The organism is Lysobacter sp. TAB13, from assembly GCF_052113885.1.
GTDB classification, from domain to species: Bacteria; Pseudomonadota; Gammaproteobacteria; order Xanthomonadales; family Xanthomonadaceae; genus Lysobacter; species Lysobacter gummosus.
In genome coordinates, this window is the sequence record NZ_JBFRDR010000012.1 from 22,163 (window position 1) to 44,910 (window position 22,748).

Annotated in this window: 15 protein-coding genes, 1 pseudogene and 1 riboswitch; of the genes and pseudogenes, 5 read left to right on the plus strand and 11 right to left on the minus strand. The window is 66.0% G+C overall.

All coding sequences use genetic code 11. The annotated features are described in order from the left end of the window. Positions 1 to 212: 212 nt before the first annotated feature. From AB4Y92_RS15300 to AB4Y92_RS15310, 3 genes and pseudogenes are all read left to right on the plus strand, one after another. Positions 213 to 2,237 (plus strand): annotated as a pseudogene (locus AB4Y92_RS15300) (sodium-translocating pyrophosphatase); the annotation flags it as partial. A gap of 72 nt (positions 2,238 to 2,309) precedes the next feature. Beyond that, a complete protein-coding gene (locus AB4Y92_RS15305) occupies positions 2,310 to 2,729 on the plus strand; it encodes an OmpA family protein (RefSeq protein ID WP_441820555.1) in 420 nt (139 codons plus the stop codon). A 262-nt stretch (positions 2,730 to 2,991) separates the two neighbouring features. Further along, on the plus strand, positions 2,992 to 3,951 hold the full coding sequence (locus AB4Y92_RS15310) for an alpha/beta hydrolase family protein (protein ID WP_441820438.1): 960 nt from the start codon (positions 2,992 to 2,994) through the stop codon (positions 3,949 to 3,951). Positions 3,952 to 4,042: 91 nt separating this feature from the next. On the opposite strand, the gene AB4Y92_RS15315 is transcribed toward AB4Y92_RS15310, so the two are convergent. The 4 genes from AB4Y92_RS15315 to AB4Y92_RS15330 form a co-directional block, all read right to left on the minus strand. Continuing rightward, a complete protein-coding gene (locus AB4Y92_RS15315) occupies positions 4,043 to 4,795 on the minus strand; it encodes a hypothetical protein (protein WP_441820439.1) in 753 nt (250 codons plus the stop codon). Positions 4,796 to 4,912: 117 nt separating this feature from the next. Then, the gene (locus AB4Y92_RS15320; RefSeq protein WP_441820440.1) at positions 4,913 to 6,451 is read right to left on the minus strand and encodes a M91 family zinc metallopeptidase; all 1,539 of its coding nucleotides are present in this window, start codon (positions 6,449 to 6,451) and stop codon (positions 4,913 to 4,915) included. Between the two features lie 132 nt (positions 6,452 to 6,583). Beyond that, positions 6,584 to 6,997, minus strand: a complete 414-nt coding sequence (locus tag AB4Y92_RS15325) for a discoidin domain-containing protein (protein WP_441820441.1) — start codon at positions 6,995 to 6,997, stop codon at positions 6,584 to 6,586. Positions 6,998 to 7,080: 83 nt separating this feature from the next. Beyond that, complete coding sequence (locus AB4Y92_RS15330; protein ID WP_441820442.1) at positions 7,081 to 8,076, minus strand: sterol desaturase family protein; 996 nt, start codon at positions 8,074 to 8,076, stop codon at positions 7,081 to 7,083. Between the two features lie 334 nt (positions 8,077 to 8,410). On the opposite strand from AB4Y92_RS15330, the gene ppa reads away from it, so the two are divergent. Next, on the plus strand, positions 8,411 to 8,959 hold the full coding sequence (gene ppa / locus AB4Y92_RS15335; protein WP_215055643.1) for an inorganic diphosphatase: 549 nt from the start codon (positions 8,411 to 8,413) through the stop codon (positions 8,957 to 8,959). A 272-nt stretch (positions 8,960 to 9,231) separates the two neighbouring features. Continuing rightward, positions 9,232 to 10,626 carry a trypsin-like serine peptidase gene (locus AB4Y92_RS15340; protein WP_441820443.1) on the plus strand — a complete coding sequence of 465 codons (1,395 nt, stop codon included), beginning with the start codon at positions 9,232 to 9,234 and terminating at the stop codon, positions 10,624 to 10,626. A 122-nt stretch (positions 10,627 to 10,748) separates the two neighbouring features. Here the strand turns inward: AB4Y92_RS15340 and AB4Y92_RS15345 are convergent, their stop codons facing one another. The 7 genes from AB4Y92_RS15345 to thiC all read right to left on the minus strand — a co-directional run bounded on the left by AB4Y92_RS15345 (position 10,749) and on the right by thiC (position 22,488). Further along, entirely contained in the window at positions 10,749 to 11,432 is a 684-nt protein-coding gene (locus AB4Y92_RS15345) for a hypothetical protein (protein ID WP_441820444.1), read from the minus strand. 149 nt (positions 11,433 to 11,581) lie between these two features. Further along, the gene (locus AB4Y92_RS15350) at positions 11,582 to 12,022 is read right to left on the minus strand and encodes a hypothetical protein (RefSeq protein WP_441820445.1); all 441 of its coding nucleotides are present in this window, start codon (positions 12,020 to 12,022) and stop codon (positions 11,582 to 11,584) included. A 151-nt stretch (positions 12,023 to 12,173) separates the two neighbouring features. After that, positions 12,174 to 15,137 carry a TonB-dependent receptor plug domain-containing protein gene (locus AB4Y92_RS15355; protein WP_441820446.1) on the minus strand — a complete coding sequence of 988 codons (2,964 nt, stop codon included), beginning with the start codon at positions 15,135 to 15,137 and terminating at the stop codon, positions 12,174 to 12,176. 808 nt (positions 15,138 to 15,945) lie between these two features. Then, on the minus strand, positions 15,946 to 16,860 hold the full coding sequence (locus AB4Y92_RS15360) for a helix-turn-helix domain-containing protein (protein WP_441820447.1): 915 nt from the start codon (positions 16,858 to 16,860) through the stop codon (positions 15,946 to 15,948). 143 nt (positions 16,861 to 17,003) lie between these two features. Continuing rightward, the gene (locus AB4Y92_RS15365; protein WP_441820448.1) at positions 17,004 to 19,343 is read right to left on the minus strand and encodes a winged helix-turn-helix domain-containing protein; all 2,340 of its coding nucleotides are present in this window, start codon (positions 19,341 to 19,343) and stop codon (positions 17,004 to 17,006) included. A gap of 288 nt (positions 19,344 to 19,631) precedes the next feature. Continuing rightward, entirely contained in the window at positions 19,632 to 20,318 is a 687-nt protein-coding gene (locus AB4Y92_RS15370) for an ion channel (protein WP_441820449.1), read from the minus strand. Positions 20,319 to 20,595: 277 nt separating this feature from the next. Further along, on the minus strand, positions 20,596 to 22,488 hold the full coding sequence (gene thiC / locus AB4Y92_RS15375) for a phosphomethylpyrimidine synthase ThiC (protein WP_057941692.1): 1,893 nt from the start codon (positions 22,486 to 22,488) through the stop codon (positions 20,596 to 20,598). Positions 22,489 to 22,554: 66 nt separating this feature from the next. Continuing rightward, positions 22,555 to 22,658, minus strand: a riboswitch (TPP riboswitch). Between the last annotated feature and the right edge of the window lie 90 nt (positions 22,659 to 22,748).

Below are 22,748 nucleotides of genomic sequence, written 5' to 3' on the forward strand. Positions count from 1 at the left end.
CGCCCCCGGCGCGTCAACGGCGCGTGGTTTCGTCGGCCCAGTGCCTATGCCATAGTCGGCCCACGCCGTGTTCGCAACACGGCGTCGCTGCAATGCAGCACGCGCAGCGCGCGGGACGCGATTCCACGGCACATCGGCCAACGAGCGAATTCGCGGCTTACAACTCGATCCGTTGTCCTGTGATGTCCACTTTCTAACTCGGGGAGGGGTTCATGCTGGAGCAGTACGGTTTGATTCTGGCGCTAGGCTGCGCCGTCATCGCGATCCTTTACGGCATCGTGTCCGCGCGCTGGATCAGCGCTCAACCCGCCGGCAACGCACGCATGCAGGAGATCGCCGGCGCGATCCAGGAAGGCGCACGCGCCTATCTCAATCGCCAATACACCACCATCGCCATCGCCGGCGCGGTGTTGTTCGTACTGATCGGCATCTTCCTCAACTGGCATACCGCGATCGGCTTTTTGATCGGCGCGGTGCTGTCGGGCGCGGCCGGCTACATCGGCATGAACGTCTCGGTGCGCGCCAACGTGCGCACCGCCGAAGCCGCGCGCAAGGGCATGGGCCCGGCGATGGACGTGGCCTTCCGCGGCGGCGCCATCACCGGCATGCTGGTGGTCGGCCTGGGCCTGCTGGGCGTGGCCGGTTACTGGCTGGCGCTGGCCAAGATGGGCGTCAGCGGCGAAAAAGCCCTGCACGCGCTGGTCGGCCTGGCCTTCGGTTCCTCGCTGATCTCGATCTTCGCCCGACTGGGCGGCGGCATCTTCACCAAGGGCGCCGACGTCGGCGCCGACCTGGTCGGCAAGGTCGAAGCCGGCATTCCCGAGGACGACCCGCGCAACCCGGCGGTGATCGCCGACAACGTCGGCGACAACGTCGGCGACTGCGCCGGCATGGCCGCGGACTTGTTCGAAACCTATGCGGTGACGGTGATCGCGACCATGCTGCTGGGCTCGCTGATGGCCAGCGAGGTCGGCGGCAACGGCGTGCTGTATCCGCTGGTGCTGGGCGGCGTGTCGATCATCGCTTCGATCATCGGCGCGTTCTTCGTCAAGGTGAAGACCGGCGGCTCGATCATGGGCGCGTTGTACAAGGGCGTGATCGTCTCGGCGGTGCTGGCGGCGATCGCGTTCTATCCGATCACCACCGAGCTGATGCGCGATTCCAGCTTCGGCGCGATGAACGTCTACGGCTGCGCGCTGATCGGCCTGATCCTCACCGGCGTGATCGTGTGGATCACCGAGTACTACACCGGCACCCAGTACGCACCGGTCAAGCATGTCGCGCAGGCTTCCACCACCGGTCACGGCACCAACATCATCGCCGGCCTGGGCGTGTCGATGAAATCGACCGCGCTGCCGGTGATCGCGGTGTGCGTGGCGATCTGGGGTTCGCACTACCTCGCCGGCCTGTACGGCATCGCCATCGCCGCGACCTCGATGCTGTCGATGGCCGGCATGATCGTGGCGCTCGACGCCTACGGCCCGATCACCGACAACGCCGGCGGCATCGCCGAGATGGCCGAGCTTCCGCCGGAAATCCGCGCCATCACCGATCCGCTGGACGCGGTCGGCAACACCACCAAGGCGGTGACCAAGGGCTATGCGATCGGTTCGGCCGCGCTGGCCGCGCTGGTGTTGTTCGCCGATTACACGCACAACCTGCAGGCCGCGCATCCGGGCGCGGTGTTCAACTTCGATCTGTCCGACCACATGGTGATCATCGGCCTGCTGATCGGCGGCCTGATTCCGTATCTGTTCGGCGCGATGGCGATGGAAGCCGTCGGCCGCGCGGCCGGCGCGGTGGTCGAGGAAGTGCGGCGTCAGTTCCGCGACATTCCCGGCATCATGGAAGGCACCGGCAAGCCGCAGTACGACAAAGCCGTGGACATGCTGACCAAGTCGGCGATCAAGGAAATGGTCGTGCCCTCGCTGCTGCCGGTCGCGGTGCCGGTGGTGATCGGCCTGCTGCTGGGTCCGAAGGCGCTCGGCGGCCTGTTGATCGGCACCATCGTCACCGGCATCTTCGTCGCCATCTCCATGACCACCGGCGGCGGCGCCTGGGACAACGCCAAGAAGTACATCGAGGACGGTCATCACGGCGGCAAGGGTTCGGAGGCGCACAAGGCCGCGGTCACCGGCGACACCGTCGGCGACCCGTACAAGGACACCGCCGGCCCGGCGATCAATCCGCTGATCAAGATCATCAACATCGTCGCGCTGCTGCTGGTGCCGCTGTTGCCGGTCGGCGATCTGAACGCCTCCGATGCCGGCGCCCCGCAGCCGGCGCTGACCGCGCCGGCCGACAGCTCGATGGGGTCCGATGCAGGCGGCGAGCCCGCCGCCGAAGCTCCGGCCTCCGATGCAAGCGCTTCGGCCACCGCGAGCGGTGATGCGAATGCAAGCGACGCCGCAGCGCCGCAGCGCAGCGCCAAGCTCTACTTCGACGTCGGCAAGTCGCAGCCGCCGGCCAATGCCGAAGCCGATCTGGCCGGCGTGGTCGCCGCGCTCAAGGACGACGCCAACACCAAGGCGCGCATCTCCGGCTTCCACGACGAGACCGGCACCGCCGCGACCAACGCGGAGCTGGCCAAGAAGCGTGCGCAGGCGGTGCAGCAGTGGCTGGAATCGCAGGGCATCGCGGCCGACCGCATCGTCCTCGACAAGCCGGCGATCGCTACCGGCAGCGGCGATGCCAAGGAAGCGCGTCGGGTCGAGATCACCGTCGAGTAACACCGGCGGCGCAAGCTGCATGCGACGACGGCGGCTTCGGCCGCCGTTTTCGTTTTCGGCGTTGCAGTGGGAGGGGGCTGTTGTGGGAGGGAGCTTTAGCCCCGATGCTTTTCGATCCGGCACGGCGATCTGAAAGAAAAGCATCGGGGCTGAAGCCCCTCCTACAACAGATTCCGAAGCATGCGCAGGTTGTAGTTATGATTGCGCCGAACCATTCAGGCTCAACGCCCGCGCTCGCCACGGGCCTCACAGGAAGGACACGATGAAAACGAACTATGGATGGCTGCTGATGTTCGCGCTGATCGTCGGCGGTTGCTCGCGCTCCGGCGCCGATGCGAGCGCGCCGGGCGCGGCTTCGAATGCAGACGCGGAAGCGAAAACCCTCACCCAGGCCCGCGCCTCGGTCGATCCGCAACTGATCCGCCAGCAGCGCGACGGCACGCCGGTGCCGGTGCCGCCCCCGGGCACGCTCGATCTGGTGCGCTATCCGGCCGCGGCCGGCGAGCTGGCCGCCTATCTGAGTCCGCGCCCCGCCCAGCCGGGCAAGCACCCTGCGATCATCTGGATCAGCGGCGGCGACTCCAACACCATCGGCGATTCGTGGACGCCGCAGTCGCGCGACAACGATCAAAGCGCGATGGCGTTTCGCCAGGCCGGCGTGGTGACGATGTATCCCTCGCTGCGCGGCGGCAACGACAACCCCGGCGTGCGCGAAGCCTTCTACGGCGAAGTGCAGGACATCCTGGCCGCAGCCGATTATCTGGCCAAGCTCGATTTCGTCGATCCCAAGCGCATCTACCTGGGCGGACACAGCACCGGCGGCACGCTGGTGCTGTTGGTCGCCGAAACCGACCCGCGTTTCCGCGGCGTGTTCGCCTTCGGCCCGGTCGCGGACGTGTCCGGCTACGGCGAAGGCATGCTGCCGGTGGCATTGGACAACGAAGCGGCGATCCGCCTGCGCTCGCCGGTACATTGGACCGCGTCGATCCGCAGCCCGGTGTTCGTGTTCGAAGGCGACCACGATGCCAACACCGAAGACCTGCTGCTGTTGCGCAAGCTCAATCAAAGCCCGCAGGCGAAGTATTTCCTGATCCCGCGCGCGACCCACTTCAGCACCCTGGCGCCGGCCAATGAGTTGATCGCGAAGAAGATCATCGCCGATCGCGGCGAGCGCAGCGATATCGGGTTCAGCGAGGCGGAGCTTTCGCAGTTGCTTCCGTAAGCGATCTCGGTCGATCGCTCGGCCTATGCGTGAGCGCAGCCGCTGCGCTCACGCGCCGCGCCTGCAGCAAGGCGCGGCGCCATTGTGGGCTTCAAGATTCAAAAGCCATGCGCGCGACATCGAACCAAGGCGTGCACAGCGTCTGCTGACGTTCGGCCACGGCGAACGACGCGCGCCAGATTTCGACATCGCCGACCTGCTCGGGCGAGTTGAAGTCGGCGTCGGCAAACGCGGCCACGCCCAGGCACCAGCGCAATCGCTTCGGCGCCTGCAGGCCGGGCAATGCGAATTCGAAATGCCCGTTGGACTGCGCGCCCGCCGCGAGCTTCGTCGCCAGCGGCGTGGGCGGCGATACCGGCGCCGGGCGCGGCAACGGCAGGGCGATGTGTTCGAGCACGACGTCGTCGCCGATGCTGCGCAATGTCGGCGCGGCGATCGCGCCGGCTTTCTGCCGGCCGCTCGCGAGCGCATGGCGATCGCCGCGATCGAACACCGCCAACGCCTGCGCGCCGGTGTTGCGCAATCGGTAATCCACCCGCAGCACGCGCTTGGCCGGATCGTAGGCGAAGGACGCGGACAGCTCGGCGCCCTGCCCTTGCACCTGGGTTGTCGCCGCGGCGGCCGATGAGGCATGGGTGGAAGCAGACATGGTCCGGCCGGGCTCCGCGGCGAAACAGGGAGGCGACGCTGCCGCGGCTATGGCCAGCAACGCGATGGGGAAACGGGCTGCAGATTTTTTAAATTTCATACCGCGACTCGGATAAGGGGAACGGTACTGTTTTTGTGGGAGGGGCTTCAGCCCCGATGCTTTCCTTTCAGATCGCCGCATCGGACCGAACAGCATCGGGGCCCAAGCCCCTCCTACAGAGACCTCGCGGCAATCTAAACAAAGCGAAGGCAGCCCGCGGTGAACGCGGGCTGCCTTCAGGCTCCCCTAACCTAACCACAGTGGCAGCGATATTCAGAGCGAGTAGCTCGGCCGGTCCGGCAAGCCGAGTTCGCCGCGCAAGCCGTTCTCGGTCAGATGATCGGGATTGGCCGTGGTCTTGGGCGTGCCGGGATCGCCGTCGAAATCGTAGGCCGGCGCGCTGGTTTCCAGGCCCACCGCCTGACGTTCGGCATTGGGCACCCGGCCGTCGTCCGGACCGGTGCCGCGATAGGTGCCCGGCTGGAAGCTGCCGTTGACGCCGTTATAGGAATGCGACATCTCGTGATACAGCACCACCACCGGCGCCGGGAATTCGGCCATGTGGAACGAGGGGTTGTAACTGATCTGCACGTCGCCGCCCTTGCCCGGCTTGCCGTTGACGATATCGGCGTCGTTGCTGAAGGTCTGGGCGTAGCCGTTCTGCTCGTTGGCCAGTTCCTTGATGGTCACGGTGTTGCCGCGCGCGGCGGCCTTGTCGAATTCGGCCAGCATCTGCTGCCCGTTCGGCGAGCTGCGCAGGAAGTCGATCTCGGCGCCGACGCGCTGCTTGAACGCATCCGAGCCTTCGATGCTCACGCCCTTGCTGGAGCTGATCTCGACGTTGATCACCGTGTTCTTGGCGCCGCCGGCGGCGTTGATCAGGTCGGCCGCGGTCTGCGCGTAGACGGTGTCGGTGCCGGACTGGTTATCGACCGTGTCCTTGCCCGCGCCGGTATAGACCGCGTCGTCGCCTTCGCCGCCGCGCAAGGTGTCGTCGTCCAGGCCGCCGGACAGCATGTCCTTGCCGGCGCCGCCATCGAGCGTGTCGTTGCCCTTGCCGCCTTCCAGGAAGTCCACGCCGTCGCCGCCGGCCAGGCTATCAGCGCCGTCGCCGCCATAGACCACGTCGTCGCCGCTGCCGGCGTCGAGACGATCGTCGCCGCTGTTGCCGAACACATCGTCGCGGCCGGCGCCGGTGCTGATGTCGTCGTTGCCCAGGCCGCCGTCGATGCGATCGGCGCCAGCGCCGGTGGCGATCTTGTCGTCGCCCGCGCCGCCATCGACGACGATGTTGACCTTGACGTTGGAGGCGACGTTGATGGTGTCGTTGCCGGCGCCGCTGCGGATGGTGAGTTCCTGGCTTTCGCCCAGGCGCACCTCGTACTTCTCACCGTTGACGCCGACATCCAGGGTGCCGTCGTCGCGCTGGGTGATCTGCACGTCGTCGTTCTTCGCGCCGGTGCTCAGCACCACTTGGTCGGTGCTGACGTAGGTGCGGCCGCCGCCGGCGTCGGCCAGGGTCTGCTCGCGCGCGATCGAGACTTCGGCGCCTTGATGCAGCGGGTCGATCTGGACGGTCTTGCCGTCGGGCGTGCTGCCCTGGCTGCGCTGCTGCGGATTGGTGTCGGTACCTTCGATGCGGACTGCGTCGCTGGCCGCCGCGCTTTGCGCCGGCGCCAGCAAGGCGGCCGGATCGGCAGTCACCTGCGGCTGCGGATCGAGCAGACGGCTCGGGTCGTTGGCGGCCGGGTTGTCCCAGTAGCTGTCGGCCGGGGGCGGTGCGGGACGGGTGGCATCGAGCTGTACGGACATGTCGGACCTGCGATGGACGGAGTTCGAAGCTCCATAGATACGCAGACGTATGGCCGCATCCAAGCTAGGGCGTACCCAAGCTAGGGTCGGCACCAGGGTCGGCCCGCGGCCGGCGCGGACCGCGGCCGTGGGTTACCAGACTTCCAGTTCGTAGATCCGCATGGCCGGGTCGGCCGGGTCCTGCGCGGGCTGGCTTACCTCCAGGCGCACGTAGCGCGCCTGCACCGGTGCGATGGGATGCGTGCTGACGCCTTCGACGTTGTCGCCGACCTTCACCACCTGTCGCCACGTCGCGCCGTCGGGCGACACCGACAAGGTGAACGCGCGGGTGTTCATCGATGCCGGTTCCGCGCCGGCCTGCGCATGCTTGACCGTGAAGCCGTGCAGCGTGCGCAGCGATTGCAGATCCACCTGCAGCCACGCCGGCTGCTCCAGCGAACAGAACTTGTCGTGGGTTTTGCTGGCAAGCAAGCCGTTGACCGCTTTCTCCGCTTCCTCGCCGGGCTTGCAGATCGTCGAGCCCGTGGTCGGACGTTTCAGCGCCAAGTTAACCCGCGCAGGTTCCAAGGCCTGCGCCGAAGACCCAAGCAAAACCAGACTCACCGCCACACCCCACCCACACCCACGCTTCATACCGATGCCCTCTGCTGCGCCAACCACGCACGTTTGCTTGCCTCAGCCGTCTTGTGGTCGCCGTCGTGGCTCCAACCCGGCGGCATCACCAGATACAGCAACTTGTTCTTCAATCCCGGCGCCTTGGCGATATCGCGTCCCAGCGCATGGAACTCGCCCAGATAGGCATCGAGAAAACTGCCGGGCTTCATCGGCCGGGTGATGCCGTACTCGATGCGCACATCTTCGCGCTGCGGTTGATAGGTTCGAAACACGCGGTCCCAGACGTTGAGCAGATTGCAGAAGTTGGTGTCCATGTAGACCACGTTGCGCGCGTGATGCACGCGGTGATGCGCGGGCGTGAGGATGATCCGGTGCAGGAACCCCAGGCGTCCGTCCTTGAGCGCGTGTTCGCCCAGATGAATGAACTGTCCCCACAGGCCGTCGATGAACATGATCAACAGCAACAGCGGCGGCTCCACCCCGGCCAGGATGCAGATGCTGGTGCGGATCAGGTCCGCGTACGGCGCTTCCAGGAATAAGTGCGCGTAGTTGACCGACAGATTCATCGCCACCGGCGCGTGATGGGTCGAATGCAGACACCACAGCAGCCGCACCTTGTGCGCGAGGTAGTGGTAGACGAAGTGCGCGAACTCCCAGACCAGATAGCCGTAGATCAGCCCCGGCACGCTGATGCCGACCTGGAACGGCGCGTACGGCTGCAGCAGGCCGATGCACAGGGTGACCACGCCGAAGGTCAGGAACGCCGAGATCAGCCGGTTGGCCAGCATGGTCAGGAACGGGAGCTTGTAGTCCTCGAGCTTGAACTGGCGATGGGCGATGGTGCGCAGCAGCTCATAGATCAGCAGGACCGGGATCACCGGATACAGCAATGCCGCCGCGCCGTCGGCGCTGAGCAGGGCCCGGTAGCCACGCTCGGCCAACAGCTCCAGCAATGCGCCCAGGCCGAAAAAGCCGACCAACTCCTGCTGGACATGCCCCCACCACTGCATCGTCGCCCCCGGATTTATATCGATCTAAATCGAGGATAGACAGCCGGGCCGGGCGCCGGCAAGCCGGCGGCCGCGCAGGCGTTGGACGACGGATTTGCGTTTTTTGGACGCCTCCCGGGGCGCCGTCGGACCACGGCGCTCGATCGCGCGTTTCGCCGCCGTTCGCCGCATGAAGACCGGGCTTTGCCGCCGGTTGGACGTTTACGCGCCGGACGGGCCCGCTCCGATCCGCCCGGCCCCTCGTGCTGCAATGCAACAGCCGGCCGCGTAGAATGGCGCACCCCTTTCTTTCATCCGGCCCGCACCTGCGCGGGCCTCAGCAGTCGGAGCACACATGGGTCTGGACCTCGTTCCCACCGGCAAGAACCCGCCGCACGAGCTCAACGTCATCATCGAAATCCCGAAGGACGCCGAGCCGGTCAAGTACGAGGTCGATAAGGCCTCCGGCGCGATCTTCGTCGACCGCATCCTCTCGACCCCGATGCGCTACCCCTGCAACTACGGCTACGTGCCGCACACCGTCTGCGGCGACGGCGACCCGGCCGACGTGCTGGTGGTGCTGCCGCTGCCGCTGATCCCCGGCTCGGTGATCCGCTGCCGCCCGGTCGGCGTGCTGCGCATGGTCGATGAGGCCGGCGGCGACGAAAAGATCCTGGCCGTGCCGGTGGACAAGGTCTTCGCCGGTTACAGCCACATCAACGACATCGACCAGGTCAGCCCGCACTGGCTCGAGCGCATCGGCCACTTCTTCGAGCACTACAAGGACCTGGAGAAGGGCAAGTGGGTGAAGCTCGACGGTTGGGGCAACGCCGAGGAAGCCAAGAAGATTCTGGTGGAGTCGATCGAGCGCTACGCGGCCGAGGCCGACAAGCCGAATTTCTGATCGATTCGCCGCATCGCACGACCGGATGCAAAGGGCCGCCCCGATGGGCGGCCTTTTTTTTGCCGCGCGCCGGGGCCGGCATCAGCGCCGATAGCCGCGCGGTCTGGGCGACCTGCAAATTGGGACCGCTCTCACGGTCGAACACGCCGATGGCACTTTCTGTCCACATCGAGTGGGTAGGGAGACCGCGAGTGGGCGGCGTTACAACTACTGCCCCTCTCCCGCTTCGATGGGGCTACCGGCTTACCCACCGCACTCAGGAATCCATGCCCATGATCGCAAAGACCGCGCTATCGCTTGCCTTGCTCGCCGGATTGTCGGGTTTCACGGCTATCGCTTCGGCGGAAGAAATGGGGCCCGCTCCCGTCACCGCGGCACCTTCGGCCAAGGCCTTGGGCGGCGTCGAGTTCGCCACCGACAGCAAGTCGAAGGCCATCCGGGCGGTCGATCTGGGGCTGCCGGAACAAGCCGCGCTCACCGCGATCCGAGGCCGTCGCGCCGACCAGGTCAAGAACGGTCAGCCGCTCGAGATCGGCTTCGCCCGCAACGTCGGCCGCAGCCGCATCGACCTGGGAGGCCTGGACTGGGAAACCCTGGCCGACGGTTCGCGCGGCGCGCGCTTCACCCTGACCTCCACCAATGCGGTCGCGCTGCGGGCCGGCCTGCAACTGCGGGCGACCGGCAAAGCCGCCGCCTCGGCGGTCACGTTCCGCTTCGCCGGCAGCGACGGGCGCGTCTTCGCCCAGGGCGGCGGCGCGTTCTCCGGCAAGGCGCCGGGTTGGTCGCCGGTGGTCGCCGGCGACACGATCACCGTCGAAATCGTCCTGGCCGCCGGTCAACGGCCCGATGCTTTCTCGCTGACCGTACCGCAGCTGTCGCATCTGGATATCGATCCGGCCGGCAGCTCGCGCGAATTCGCCAAGGCCTCCGGCGTGGGCGCAAGCCAGGCCTGCGAGCAGGACATCGTCTGCCGCGTCAACCCGAGCGCCAGCTTTGTCGATACGAGCAAGGCGGTGGCGCGGATGGTTTTCACCACCAGCGCGGGGTCGTATCTGTGCTCGGGAACGCTGCTCAACAACAGCAACTCGCCGAAGCGGAATCTGTTCTGGACCGCGGCGCATTGCATCAGCACGCAGACGGTTGCCGACACGCTGCAGACCTATTGGTTCTTCGACGCCACCGCTTGCAATAACGACACCGCCAATCCGAGTGCGGTCACCTTGTCCGGCGGCGCCTATCTGCGCCACGCCGACACTACTCGCGACACCTCGCTGCTGGAGCTGAAGAGCGCGCCGCCGACGGGCGCGTTCTACGCCGGTTGGAACACCGCGGCCATCGCCGCTACCGGCACTTCGATCGAAGGCATCCACCACCCCGCCGGCGATCTCAAGAAGTACTCGCAAGGCACGGTGAAAGGCTTGTCGACGACGCTCGACGGCAAGACGCCGCTCACCCAGGTGGTCTGGAATGCGGGCGTGACCGAAGGCGGTTCGTCGGGTTCCGGGCTGTTTACGGTCAACAGCTCCGGCGACTACCAGTTGCGCGGCGGCCTGTACGGCGGCTACTCGGCGTGCAAGAAAAAGGGATCGCTGGGCCCGGACAAGCCGGACTCGTACTCGCGCCTGGATGGGGTGTGGTCGAGTATTTCGTCCTACTTCTCGCCTTAATCTTTTCTTTGTTCGAACACGGCCCCCTCCTGGGCTCAGGAGGGGACATCCGGCTCGCGGTCTTGGCGAGCCGCGGTAAACGACTGCATGCGGGCAACGCCCGCATGCGAATACTCAGCGGCTCAATGGCCTTTGCCGTTTCCTTTGCCATTTCCCTTGTCGTTGCCGTGTCCCTTGCCGTTGCCGTGCCCTTTCCCATTGCCGCGGAAATCATCGCCCTTCGACCCGCCCTTTCCATGGCCTTTCGACGAAGGATGGTCGTAGCGATACGAATCGTGCTTGGACCCGCCCGGCCCTTTCGAGTGGCCCTTGCCCTTGCCGGGACCGTGATCGGCCCAGTTCACGTGCACGGATTGATCGACCCGGATCGGATAGCCCCAGCGATCGTAGGTGGTCACCGCGCCGCGCTTGAGCGCGTGGAAGGCCGGCGAACCGGGCTTGATGCCCATGCGTTGCGCGACCGCGCCCCAGCCCTGCCCCGGATTGCGGTCGTATTCGCGAACCACGTTCTGGCAAGGCACGCCGAGTGAACGCGCCAGCGCGCAAGCGTAGTAGACATCGCCCGGCGCCCAACGCCGGCGCTGCAACAACTCTTCGACGTAGGACCGCGGCGCGCCGTAGTAGCCGCTGACCTCATCGACGAAGGGTTCCGGATAACGCCGTCCGTAATCGTTGATCTCGCCCAGGCGCGTATCCACCCAGACATCGCCGGTGCGTATGTTGTAGCCGATGGTTTGCGCCTGCGCCGTCGCCATCAAGCTCAGGCCAAGCAGCGCAGTGAGCGCGCAGCGCTTTAGAAGTTTCATCGTGACACCTCGTCGTGGTGCGTGTGGTCCAGGACATGCGAAAAACCGCGCCGATGCCCGCAGGCGCCCGCGTCCATGCTTGAAGTTCTGCCCCTGTGTCCGATCTTAGCGCGAAGCGCCGGCCCGGGCGGCGACGCCGGCTTCACAGGTCAATTCTCGCCGTGCTTTATGTAGCCGTTGCTCGCCGACCGCGCACGGGTCTTTTCTTCCGCGTCGATCCGCAGCGTCCGACCGACCGTCAGGCCCGAGTAGGCCCATAGGACATAGAGGACTTGTTCGAGCAGCGAGCCGTTCGGCGCATCCAGACTTTGCTCCGCCATGGCGGACAAGGCCGCAAGCGAGGCCGCGGCCAGCAGTTGCGCCAAGACGACCACAAAGAATGCATGCAAGTACGGCCAGGCCGCCTGGACCCGCCCCAGCCTGGCGAACACCGCGATCACGACCACGGCAGTGATGAAGTTTTCGAGCCCCAGATAGAGGACCGAGGTCAGAGCCGATTCATGACCGGTAAGCGTTGGAGCCAACGCCCCAATCGCTACCTGCGACACCAGCAGCAACAAGGCGAACTTGAAGATTCTGAGGATATTCAAATTAAGCGCCGCCGTGCGCAAGGGCGATGCCCCGCATCTTAGTGCACGGATCGCCTCGCGGCGACGAACCCGACCGGCAAGACGGCGACCGACAAAAAACTACGGCCCCTTTTGGGGCCGTAGTCGTATTGCGGTACTGCCTGACTTCTTATCAGAAGCGCTGGGTGTACTTCATGTACACGAAGCGGCCGATGTCGAAGCTGCCGTTGTAGCTGAAGCTGCTGTTCGGCTGGCTGTACATGGTCTGGCCGATGTGGTCGAACACGTTGTTCGCGCCCAGCGAGACCGTGGCGTTCCACGGGGTGTTGTAGCGGACCTGCACGTCGTGGAAGGTGTTGGCGCCGACTTCACGCACCGGCACCGCGCCCTTGTACGCCGAACGGTAGCCCGGCTTGTCGCACTCGGCGCCGCCGTTCAGATCGTACGAGCACTCTTCCTTCAGACCCGAGTAGTAGCGGATGCCCCAGCTCGCGCCGAAGTCGCCCCAGCTCCAATCGGCATTGAAGTTCGAACGCACGCGGAAGTTGCTCGCGCCGTCGGCGACCCAGCTGGAACGCTGCTCGACCGGAGTCGTGGACTCGTTGTCGCGCTTGTATTCCAGGTAATCGACGTAGGTGGTCTTCCAGGTGAAAGCGAAGTTGCCGTAACGGGTGTCGGCCAGGCGGTAGGAGATGCCCAGGTCGTAACCCGCGGTTTCCTGGTAGCCGGCGTTGATCAGGTTACGGGTGACGCCGACGACTTGGCCGAGGTTGTCCGGATCGGTGTCGCGGATGAAACGACCGCAAGCCGAATCGATACCCAGGATGTAGCAGTTGTTCAAGATCGAGGAGACGGTCTCAGCCGCGATCACGTCGTCGATCTTGATCTTCCACCAGTCCAGGCTGATGTCGAAGCCGTTGAACCAGCTCGGGCTGTAGACGAAACCGACGGTGGTGGACTTCGAGGTTTCCGGCAGCAGGTTCGGGTTCGAACCCGACAGGAACGAGCTGTCGGACTGAGCGTTCGGACCGGTCGCCGGCTTGCCGCCGGAAGCGACCTGACGGAAGCCCGCCGGAACGCCGCCAGCGCCGCAACGCGTCGCGACCTGCGGGTTACGCACGGCCGAACCGAACAGCGTGTCGCACGGATCGGTGTAGTTGTCGAAGCTCTCGCTGATGCCGCCGTACAGATCGGCCACGGTCGGGGCGCGGAAGCCCGTCGCGTAGGTGCCGCGGATCAGCAGGTCGTCGATCGGCTTCCACTTCAGGCTGAACTTGCCGTTGGTGGTGTCGCCGAAGGTGTTGTAGTCGGAGTAACGGCCGGCGATGTTGAACGACAGTTCCTTCGCGAAGGCCACATCCGACAGCACCGGCACGGCCAACTCGACGTAGAACTCGTCGAGCGAGTAGCCGCCCTGGGTTTCGCTACCGGCCAGATCGGTGCTCAGACCCGACTGCAGCAGCGCGTCGGGCGAGTAGTGAGCCTCTTCCTTGCGGTGCTCGTAACCCGCCGCGATGCCGAGGTCGCCCGCCGGCAGCGTGGCGAGCACGCCGCTGAGGTTGAGGCTGTAGACCTGGGTCTTGGTGGTCGAGGTGTCGTGGGTCGGCAGGTACAGGAACTTCTGCAGATCCTTGTTGTTCAGCGAACCCGGGGCGTTGACGTCCGGACCCAGCAGCGGGTTCCAGGCGTAGCAGCCGGCGATCGGGTTGGCTTCGGTGCCGCAGCGCGCGACGCCGCTGGCATCGACGAACGACGGGCCCAGCGCCTTCTCGACGTTCGGCAGGAACAGATTGCCGGTGCCGGTCTTGACGCCCTTGTTCTGGTTGTACAGGTAACCGACGTCCCAATCCCACGGCTTGCCGGCGAAGTCGAACGAACCTTCCAGGCCACCGCTGAAGCGATAGGTGGTCAGCTCGGACTTGGTCTGACGCGGCACTTCCCAACCACGGCGGTAGAAATTGGCGTCACGGCCGAGCGGGTTGAACGCGCTGTCGGCCTTCAGGCTCAGGTCGCCGTCATAGCGATCGCTGAAACCGGTCGAGCGGAACGGATAGCCCGCGATCTGCTGGGTCGCTTCGCGATCGGTATACAGCACGTCGGCCTTGGCGCGGACGTTGTCGGTGATATCGAACTCGGCGTTGGCGAACACCGAACGACGCTCCAGACCCGTGGACAGGTACATCTGCTGGTTGGCGTTAGCCTGGTCCAGCAGACCGTTGGTGTCGTGGAAGTTGTTCTTGTCTTTGGTGTTGGTCGTGCCGCGGTTGGCGGTCAGCTGACGGTCGTCGAGCTTATTGTCGGGAGTGCCGTTGTTATCGAACAGCGTGCCCCACTGATTGATGCCGCTCCAACCGTTGCTGCGAACGCCGCCGTTGGGACCACCCAGATCCGGCGTCGGATGCGCGCGGCCCTGCGGGGAGGCAGTGAAGTCGCGGTCGCGTGCATAGACCGGATCTTCCTTGCTGTATTCCGCGCCCAAGGTCACCGAACCGCGCTCACCGGTCTGACCGATGACGAAGTTATAGACTTCCTTCGTGCCGTCGCCCTGACCGTACTGGCCCAGGTACGCGCTGCCTTCCAGGCCGTCGAAACGCTTGCGGGTGATGATGTTGACCACGCCGGCGATCGCGTCGGAGCCGTACAGCGCCGAAGCGCCGTCGGTGAGGACTTCGATGCGCTCGACGATCGAGCTCGGGATCGCTGCCAGGTCGGAGTAGCCGCTGGAGCTGATGCCCATGCGCTTGCCGTCGATCAGCACCAGGGTGCGCTGCGGACCGAGGTTGCGCAGATCGACATACTGGCCGCCCACGTCTTCGCCCGACGCCAACGCGTCAGCGCGCGAGATCGCCGGCGAACCGGTAGCGGTGATGTTCTGGACGATGTCCGCGATGCTGGTGAAACCCTGCTTCTGGATTTCGGCGCGGGTCATCGTGACGACCGGCTGCGAGGTTTCCAGATTCGCCTGACGGATGCGCGAACCGGTGACTTCGATGCGGTCGAGGGTGGTGGGGGTTTTGGAGGCGTCAGCTTCCTGGGCGCCGGCAATCGCCGGGACCAGAGCCGACACTAACGCCGCGGCGATAGCGGACGGCAACAAGCCGTACCGCGCCGAGGGGCGCAGACTGCGATGGTTCATCTATCTCTCTCCAGTAATCTCGTTATGGGCGTGTTAAAACGCCCTGCAAAATTACGTTCGAAGTGGCGATGCTGCTTTGCGGGTGACGCCGGGTGACTTTGCCGAATCAGCCCTCGCGGTCTGGGTCACGTCACAGTAAGAAACGCGCAGCGCGCCTGAAATGTGATGTGTTGGCGTAATTTTTGACCGACAGCGCATTCATCAATTGAATCTCGGCACATATCGCGTCAATTTTGCGTTGAGTGCTCGCACGCTTTGCCGAATCGGCTCGCACAATTTTCGATACGTTTTGTGTGGATCACGTTCTTCGCGATGCGAATGCACGGCGATGAATCGCGCATCGATGACGCGCGGGCGATGTTCAGCGAACTCGTATCTGTCTGCATGCGGTGTCGCTTACGCACGCGAGCGCGGCAGCGATCGCCACGGCGATGATCGAGCGCAACGCGCACGGCATTGCGCCGATGCGAGCCGGATCGAATGGAAAGTGTGTGCGCGCCATCGCGACGACCGCGCCCGGCCTTGCGCCGGACCGGCGCCGAGGCTTCGCTGCGCGCGGGCGCGCAGTCGAAACCTCGGCGGTCTTCATCGGATCGTGTAACTGCCGCGGGGGGAGGCTGGCGGGCACGCGTCTGCGCGATGGATCGGGCAGGCGTACAGCGGGCGCCAGGTGGTGCGGTCTTGCCGGACAACTATCGGTGACTTACGCCGCGATCACCTGCGACGCGCTCACAGACTTACTTCTTTCGTACAACCGCTTGGATCTTTCGTACCGCTTTCGTCCCGACAGCTTGCGCCGTCGCGGGACTCAGCTCGCCATCGCCAACTTGCGCATCGGCGCCACCGCCGGCTTGGCCGACTCGAGCTTGGCGCTGGCCGCGGCGCTGCGGTAACGCGTGGCCGAGGTGCCGAAGCGGGCGCGGAAGGCGCGAGCGAAGCTGCAGCAGTTGTCGAAACCGCTGGCGGCCGCGACTTCGCCGATCATCATCGAGGTGTTCTTCAACAAGTCCGCCGCGTGCTCCAGGCGCATGCGCGCCGAAGCGGCCTGCGGGCTTTCCTCGTACAGGCTGTGGAAGGTCTTGGAGAAGTACCAGCTCGAGAAACTGGTCAGCTCGGCCAGCTCGCTGATGCGCACGACGCGGTCGCAGTTGCCTTCCAGGTACAGGCGGGCGCGTTGCAGACGGCCGAACACCTGGCGCTTGCGGCTGCGCGAGCGGCCCGGGCAACGCTGGATGCGGGCGGTCAGGTCGCGCTGGACGCCGGCCAGGTGCAGCAGGATCGGACGCAGGGCGTTGATGTCGAAGCCGGTATCGGCCTCGCCGCCGCGGGCATGGGCCTGGCGCCACAGGCGCAGGGCGATGCGGGCGTCGTGACGGCTCATGCGGCCGCGGCCGGCGTACAGGCTGCTGTCGGCCAGGCGGGCCATCGACTTGATCGCGTCGGCGGTCAGGTTCAGACCGATGCACACGCCGTAACGGTCGGCCTGCAGGACCGGCTTGGAGTCGCGCTCGAACGCGATCCAGTCACCGCGCTTGAGGCGGAACTTGCCTTCTTTGGCCTCGACCCAGGAGCTGCCGCGCAGCTGTACCCAGATCGAGAAGTGAGTTCCGGACAACTGGGCGCTGCCCAGTCGCGAGACGCCGACGCAACTTGCCTGAACGGACAGATCCTGAGCGTCCAGCTGCAGAAGCTGTCCGCGATCGGCCCACAATGCTTGCTCCATTGGTCCACCTCATTTGCGGGGAATGAGGTTTTTATTTGCCTGAGCAACGAACCCGGTGCCGGAAATTTGACGGAGAGTTAGACGAATTCGGAACGACGTCACAACCGAAGCTTTTCCGAAAGAGGTTTTTACTTTCGAATCAATTAGTTGAGCCAGCCCGGAACGAAGGTCTTCGGCTCTTCGGGCAGATCCATGTAACCGATATCGGCGCCGTCCCACTTCGCCAGCGACAAATACACGGTGTCGCCGCGCGGGCTCAGGCTGAATCCGTTGGGGGCCGAACGCCGGCTTTGGTCCAGGCACAGCACCGACGGCGGCAACTGCGGGGAGGCGATCCGGCGCAGCATCGCCAGGCAGGTCGGTTGCTGGTCCAGGTAGCGCAACTCGCCGGTTTCCGTCGCCACGTCCCACAGCCGGTAGCGCTCGGCGACCGGTTCGCTGTCGTCGATGCGACGCACGCTGGACGCGGTCAGGGCCAGATCGGACTGCCACAGGCCGGTCTGGGTCTGGCGGGTGAACAGCAGGCGGTTGCGGGCGCCGTCCACCCGGACCTGGGAGATGTCGTCGATGGCGCCGGCCAGGCGCCACGGCGTGCGCTGGCGGTCGAACAGGTTCAGGCGCAGGCGGCCGTCGCCGACGCTGGTCAGGATCAGCAGCCGGCCCGGATCGGACGGTTGCAGCGCCTGCACCGGCTCGCCGGCGGGAATCGGCAGGCGGTTGACCCGGCCGCTGGCGGGGACGATCTCGTAGACCACGTTGCGACCGTCGGCGTCCGGCCCGACCACGGTGACGCGGGTGCTGTCGGCCGACCACGACGCGGCGTAGCGCGTGCCCGGCTGCACGCCCTGCAGCATGCGCAGCGAGTCGGGCTGATCCAGGTCGGCCCACCACAGATGGTTGCTGCCGGAGCGGTCGGAGAAGAACACGATCTGGCGGCCATCCGGCGCCACCATCGGCAGCATGTCGCGCGCCGAGGACGGGAACAGCGGATCGACCACGTGCACCGCGCCCTTGCTGCTGTCGCCGAGCACGACCCGGAACAGGCCGAAATACGGTTTGCGCTGGACGAAGGCCGCGGCCGGCCGCGCCGCCGCGACCGCCGGCGCCTGCGCCGATTCGATGCCCAGGTCGCGGGCCTGGCCGGTTTCCAGGTCCAGGCGGAACATGCGGGTATCGCCGTCGATCATGCGGCCGAACAGGATGCTGCGGCTGTCGGGCAACCAGTCCCAGCCGCGCACGTCGGCGCTGAGCTGGCTCAGGCGCTCGGCGGTGCCGCCCTCGGCCGGCAGGCGCCAGAAGTCGCCTTGCGGGTTGTTGCGCAGGAACACGATCCAGCGGCCGTCGGGCGAGAACCGCGGCGACAGATCGACATTGCCGGCGCCGGGGCGATACGGCACCGCGCGCCATTCGCCGCTGGCCAGATCCAGCACGCGCATGCCGACCAGGCCCTGCGCGGTGAGCATGCTGCCGAAGATCAGGCCGCGGCCGTCGGGGGTCCATTCGAAGGTCGGCGGGCTGCGCGGATCGCAGGTGCCGATGTCGCGCTCGGCGCCGCCGTTGGCGGCGATCATCAGCACTTCGCAGGACACGCCCGGCTCGACCCGCAGGAATGCGATCGAACGGCCGTCCGGCGACCAGGACGGGGCGCTGTCCTCGGCCAGACCGCTGGGCCGGGTCAGCTGCCGCGGCGGGGTCTGGTCGGTGGTCTGAACCAGGATCGCGGTGCCGCGCTGGCCTTCGGGCACCGCCACGTAGGCGACCAGGGCGGCGTCGGGCGACAGGGTCGGGGCCAGCTCGAAGCCCGGCATCGAGGTGATCAGGCGATACGGCCGGGCCGCGCCGGCGATCCTGGCCGGGTCCAGCGGCGCCACGGCCGCGCCGGACGCGCTGGGCTGCCGCGCCATCGACCACCAGACCAGACCGGCGACCAGCGCCACCACCGCCGCGATCACCCCGAGGATGGAATGCCAGGTGCCGCGCGGCCGCGCCTGGAGCGGCAGCGGCACCGGCTCGACGTGCTCGTCGATCCGCGCCGTCTCGGCGCCGTGGCCATTGCCGTTACCGGCGCCGATCAGCTCCACGTCCACGGCCGGCTCGGCGTCGTGCGCCGGGGTCGCCTCCGGGCTCAGCCACTCGACCTTGGCCAGCAGGCGGTAGCCGTTCTTGGCGATGGTTTCGATGTAGCGCGGATTGCCGCGGTCTTCGTCGAAGGCCTTGCGCAGCTGGGTGACGGCCTGGGTGACCACGTCATCGGTCGGCAGCGTATCGGGCCAGACCTCGGCCAGCAGCGCGTCGCGGCTGACCACGCGGTCGGCATGATCCACGAGCACGAGCAACACGCCCATCGACTTGGGCGTGATCCTGCGCGGCCGACGCGCCCCGGGCGCGCGGATCTCGCGCAGGGGAATATCGACCACGCAATCGCCTACCCGCAGATGTTCGGCGGGCAATGGCGGCGTCGATGGCTCATGGAGTCGCGGCATGAATCCTGCTAATGGTGCGCACTTGCCTATTGCCGGTCATGTGCCTGAACGCATAGGCGACACGAAGGGCGAATCGACATATCCGGCATAGCGCGATGGCGCGATCGGAAAAGCGCGCCGATCTTTCTTGTTCTAGCCGCCATTCTAACGTCCGCGAAGCTGAGCCGAGGCTGTTCGAGCGTCGCAGGTGCCATTACGTGCGGTAAAAGGCTGAAACGTATCGTTCCAAAACACGCAAAAATGCGTGTGTTTATGTGTAACCCATCGCGATATCTGCGCTGATTCGTTTCAGCGCCGTTCATGCCGGAGCATCGTCAGCCCGATCAGGCGCGACACCACGGCGGCGATATAGCCCACGCCGGCGAACTGCTCGAACATGGTCAGCACGCGCGCCGCCGGGCTCATCGGCAGGATGTCGCCCAGGCCGACCGCGGACAGATTGGTGAAGCTCAGGAACAACAGTTCGATCCAGGTGCGCGGCTCGCCGGGCCGCTCGGCGCCGACGAAACTGCCCGGATACCAGGCCTGGCAGACCAGGAAGGCGTACGCGAATCCCCACGCCAGCAAGGTGAAGGTCGCCCCGGCCGCGAACAATTCGTCGGCGGTGACCTTGTGGTCGCTCATCATGTACGCGATCAACGCGCCGGCCGCGTAGAAATACACCGCCGCTTCCAGCGCCGAGGACAGCACCAACAGGCCGGGGCTGGCGATGAGCACCGACAGCACCGACAACGCGAACGCCGGAACCGCCAATATCCACGCGATCCATTTGATCGCCGGGCTGCGATTGACCACCCACACCGCCAGCGCCAGCACCAGCACGCCGAACGCGCCGAACACCACGCGTCCGTGGCCGCCGGGTTCGAACAGCGGATACGCCAGCATGCTCAACAACTGCGCCGCGAGCAGGAAGGCGGACGGATGCCGGCGCGCGAGGGCGCGCCATTTCAGGCTGGCGTAGCTCAGATCGCTCATGCGCGGAAGTTTGCAGGACTTGGGGGGCGGCGGACAGTGGGGCGGGTGGAGCAAATCCCCCTCGATCCCCCTTTTTCAAAGGGGGAAGTCCTTCGGGTTGGGGCGTGGGGATTTGGCGACGGTTTCGCGTCTCGACGCACTTCACGCCGCAGCGGCTTGTCTTCCCCCTTTGAAAAAGGGGGATTGAGGGGGATTTGCTTCACCCACAAAAACAAAACGCCCGCGCGCGCCAACTCGGCAACGCGCGGGCGTCAGCCCAGCGACAGCTACGCGCGAATCAAGCCCGGCGATACACCTGCGCACCTTGCGCGCGGAACTCGGCGGCCTTCTCGGCCATGCCCTCGTCCAGCGCCGCGGCTTCTTCCACGCCGTGTTCCTTCGCGTACTCGCGCACGTCCTGGGTGATCTTCATCGAGCAGAAGTGCGGCCCGCACATCGAACAGAAATGCGCGACCTTGTGCGCGTCCTTCGGCAAGGTTTCGTCGTGGTACTCGCGCGCGCGCTCCGGATCCAGGCCCAGGTTGAACTGATCCTCCCAGCGGAACTCGAAGCGCGCCTTGCTCATCGCGTTGTCGCGCGCCTGCGCGCCCGGATGGCCCTTGGCCAGATCGGCCGCGTGCGCGGCGATCTTGTACGCCATCAGGCCTTCGCGCACGTCCTGCTTGTTCGGCAGGCCCAGGTGCTCCTTCGGCGTGACGTAGCACAGCATCGCGGTGCCGAACCAGCCGATCATCGCCGCGCCGATCGCGCTGGTGATGTGGTCGTAACCCGGCGCGATGTCGGTGGTCAGCGGGCCCAAGGTGTAGAACGGCGCTTCGCCGCAGACCTCGAGCTGCTTGTCCATGTTCTCCTTGATCAACTGCATCGGCACGTGGCCGGGGCCTTCGATCATGGTCTGCACGTCGTGCTTCCAGGCGATCTTGGTCAGCTCGCCGAGCGTTTCCAGCTCGCCGAACTGGGCTGCGTCGTTGGCGTCGGCGATCGAGCCCGGACGCAGACCGTCGCCGAGCGAGAAGGCCACGTCGTAGGCCTTCATGATTTCGCAGATGTCCTCGAAGTGCGTGTAGAGGAAATTCTCCTTGTGATGCGCCAGGCACCACTTGGCCAGGATCGAACCGCCGCGCGAAACGATGCCGGTCACGCGCTTGGCGGTCAGCGGCACGTAGCGCAGCAGCACGCCGGCGTGGATGGTGAAGTAGTCCACGCCCTGCTCGGCCTGTTCGATCAGAGTGTCGCGGAAGATTTCCCAGGTGAGTTCTTCCGCGCGGCCATCGACCTTTTCCAGCGCCTGATAGATCGGCACCGTGCCGATCGGCACCGGCGAATTGCGGATGATCCACTCGCGGGTTTCGTGGATGTGCTTGCCGGTGGACAGGTCCATGACCGTGTCCGCGCCCCAGCGGATCGACCACACCAGCTTCTCGACTTCCTCCGCGATCCCGGAGGACACCGCGGAATTGCCGATGTTGGCGTTGACCTTGGTCAGGAAGTTGCGGCCGATGATCATCGGCTCGCTTTCCGGATGGTTGATGTTGTTCGGAATGATGGCGCGGCCGCGCGCGACTTCGTCGCGGACGAATTCGGGTGTGATGATCTTCTGGATATCGGCGCCGAAGGTGTGACCGGGATGCTGATTGAGCAGGTGCGCTTCGCGGATCGAATCCAGGCGCTGGTTCTCGCGGATGGCGATGTATTCCATTTCCGGCGTGACGATGCCGCGGCGCGCGTAATGCATCTGGGTGACGTTGGCGCCGCCGATCGCGCGGCGCGGCAGCGGACGATTGCCGAAGCGCACGTGCGCCAGCTTCGGATCGTGCTCGCGCTTGCGGCCGAATTCCGACGACAGGCCGGTCAGTTCCTGGGTATCGCCGCGCGCGGCGATCCAGGCCGCGCGCACCGGCGCCAGGCCCGAGGCCAGGTCGATGGTCGCGCCGGCATCGGTGTAGACGCCGGAGGTGTCGTAGACCGCGAGCGGCGCGTTGTCTTCGCCGCCGAAGATGGTCGGCGTGCGCGCCAGTTCGATCTCGCGCATCGGCACCCGCACCTCATGCCCATGAGCGGCATCGGGCGAACCTTGCACATAGATCTTCCGCGAACCGGGGATCGGGCGAGTGACGTCTGCCGACAGCTTGTCGGCTTGCTGGATCAGTTCGGAGGGCACCGCGTTCATTGACTGTCGTCCTGTTGTTCGCTCCAACGGAGCCGGGACGAAGCGGGCGCGCGCAGACGCGGCAAAGCCGGGTCTTGCGAAGCTTCCCTACGGCGGTGTCAACCGCATCAGGTTCGAAGGGACTGTCTCAACCGCCGGCGCAAGCCGCCGCGGTACCCCCGCTTCAGTGCGCATTAGACATGGAAACGCGGGCCGGCGCCAATGCGCGGGCGTTCAGCGGGGGCCGGCGATCCGGGCGCCGGGGCCGCCCGGCGCGATCC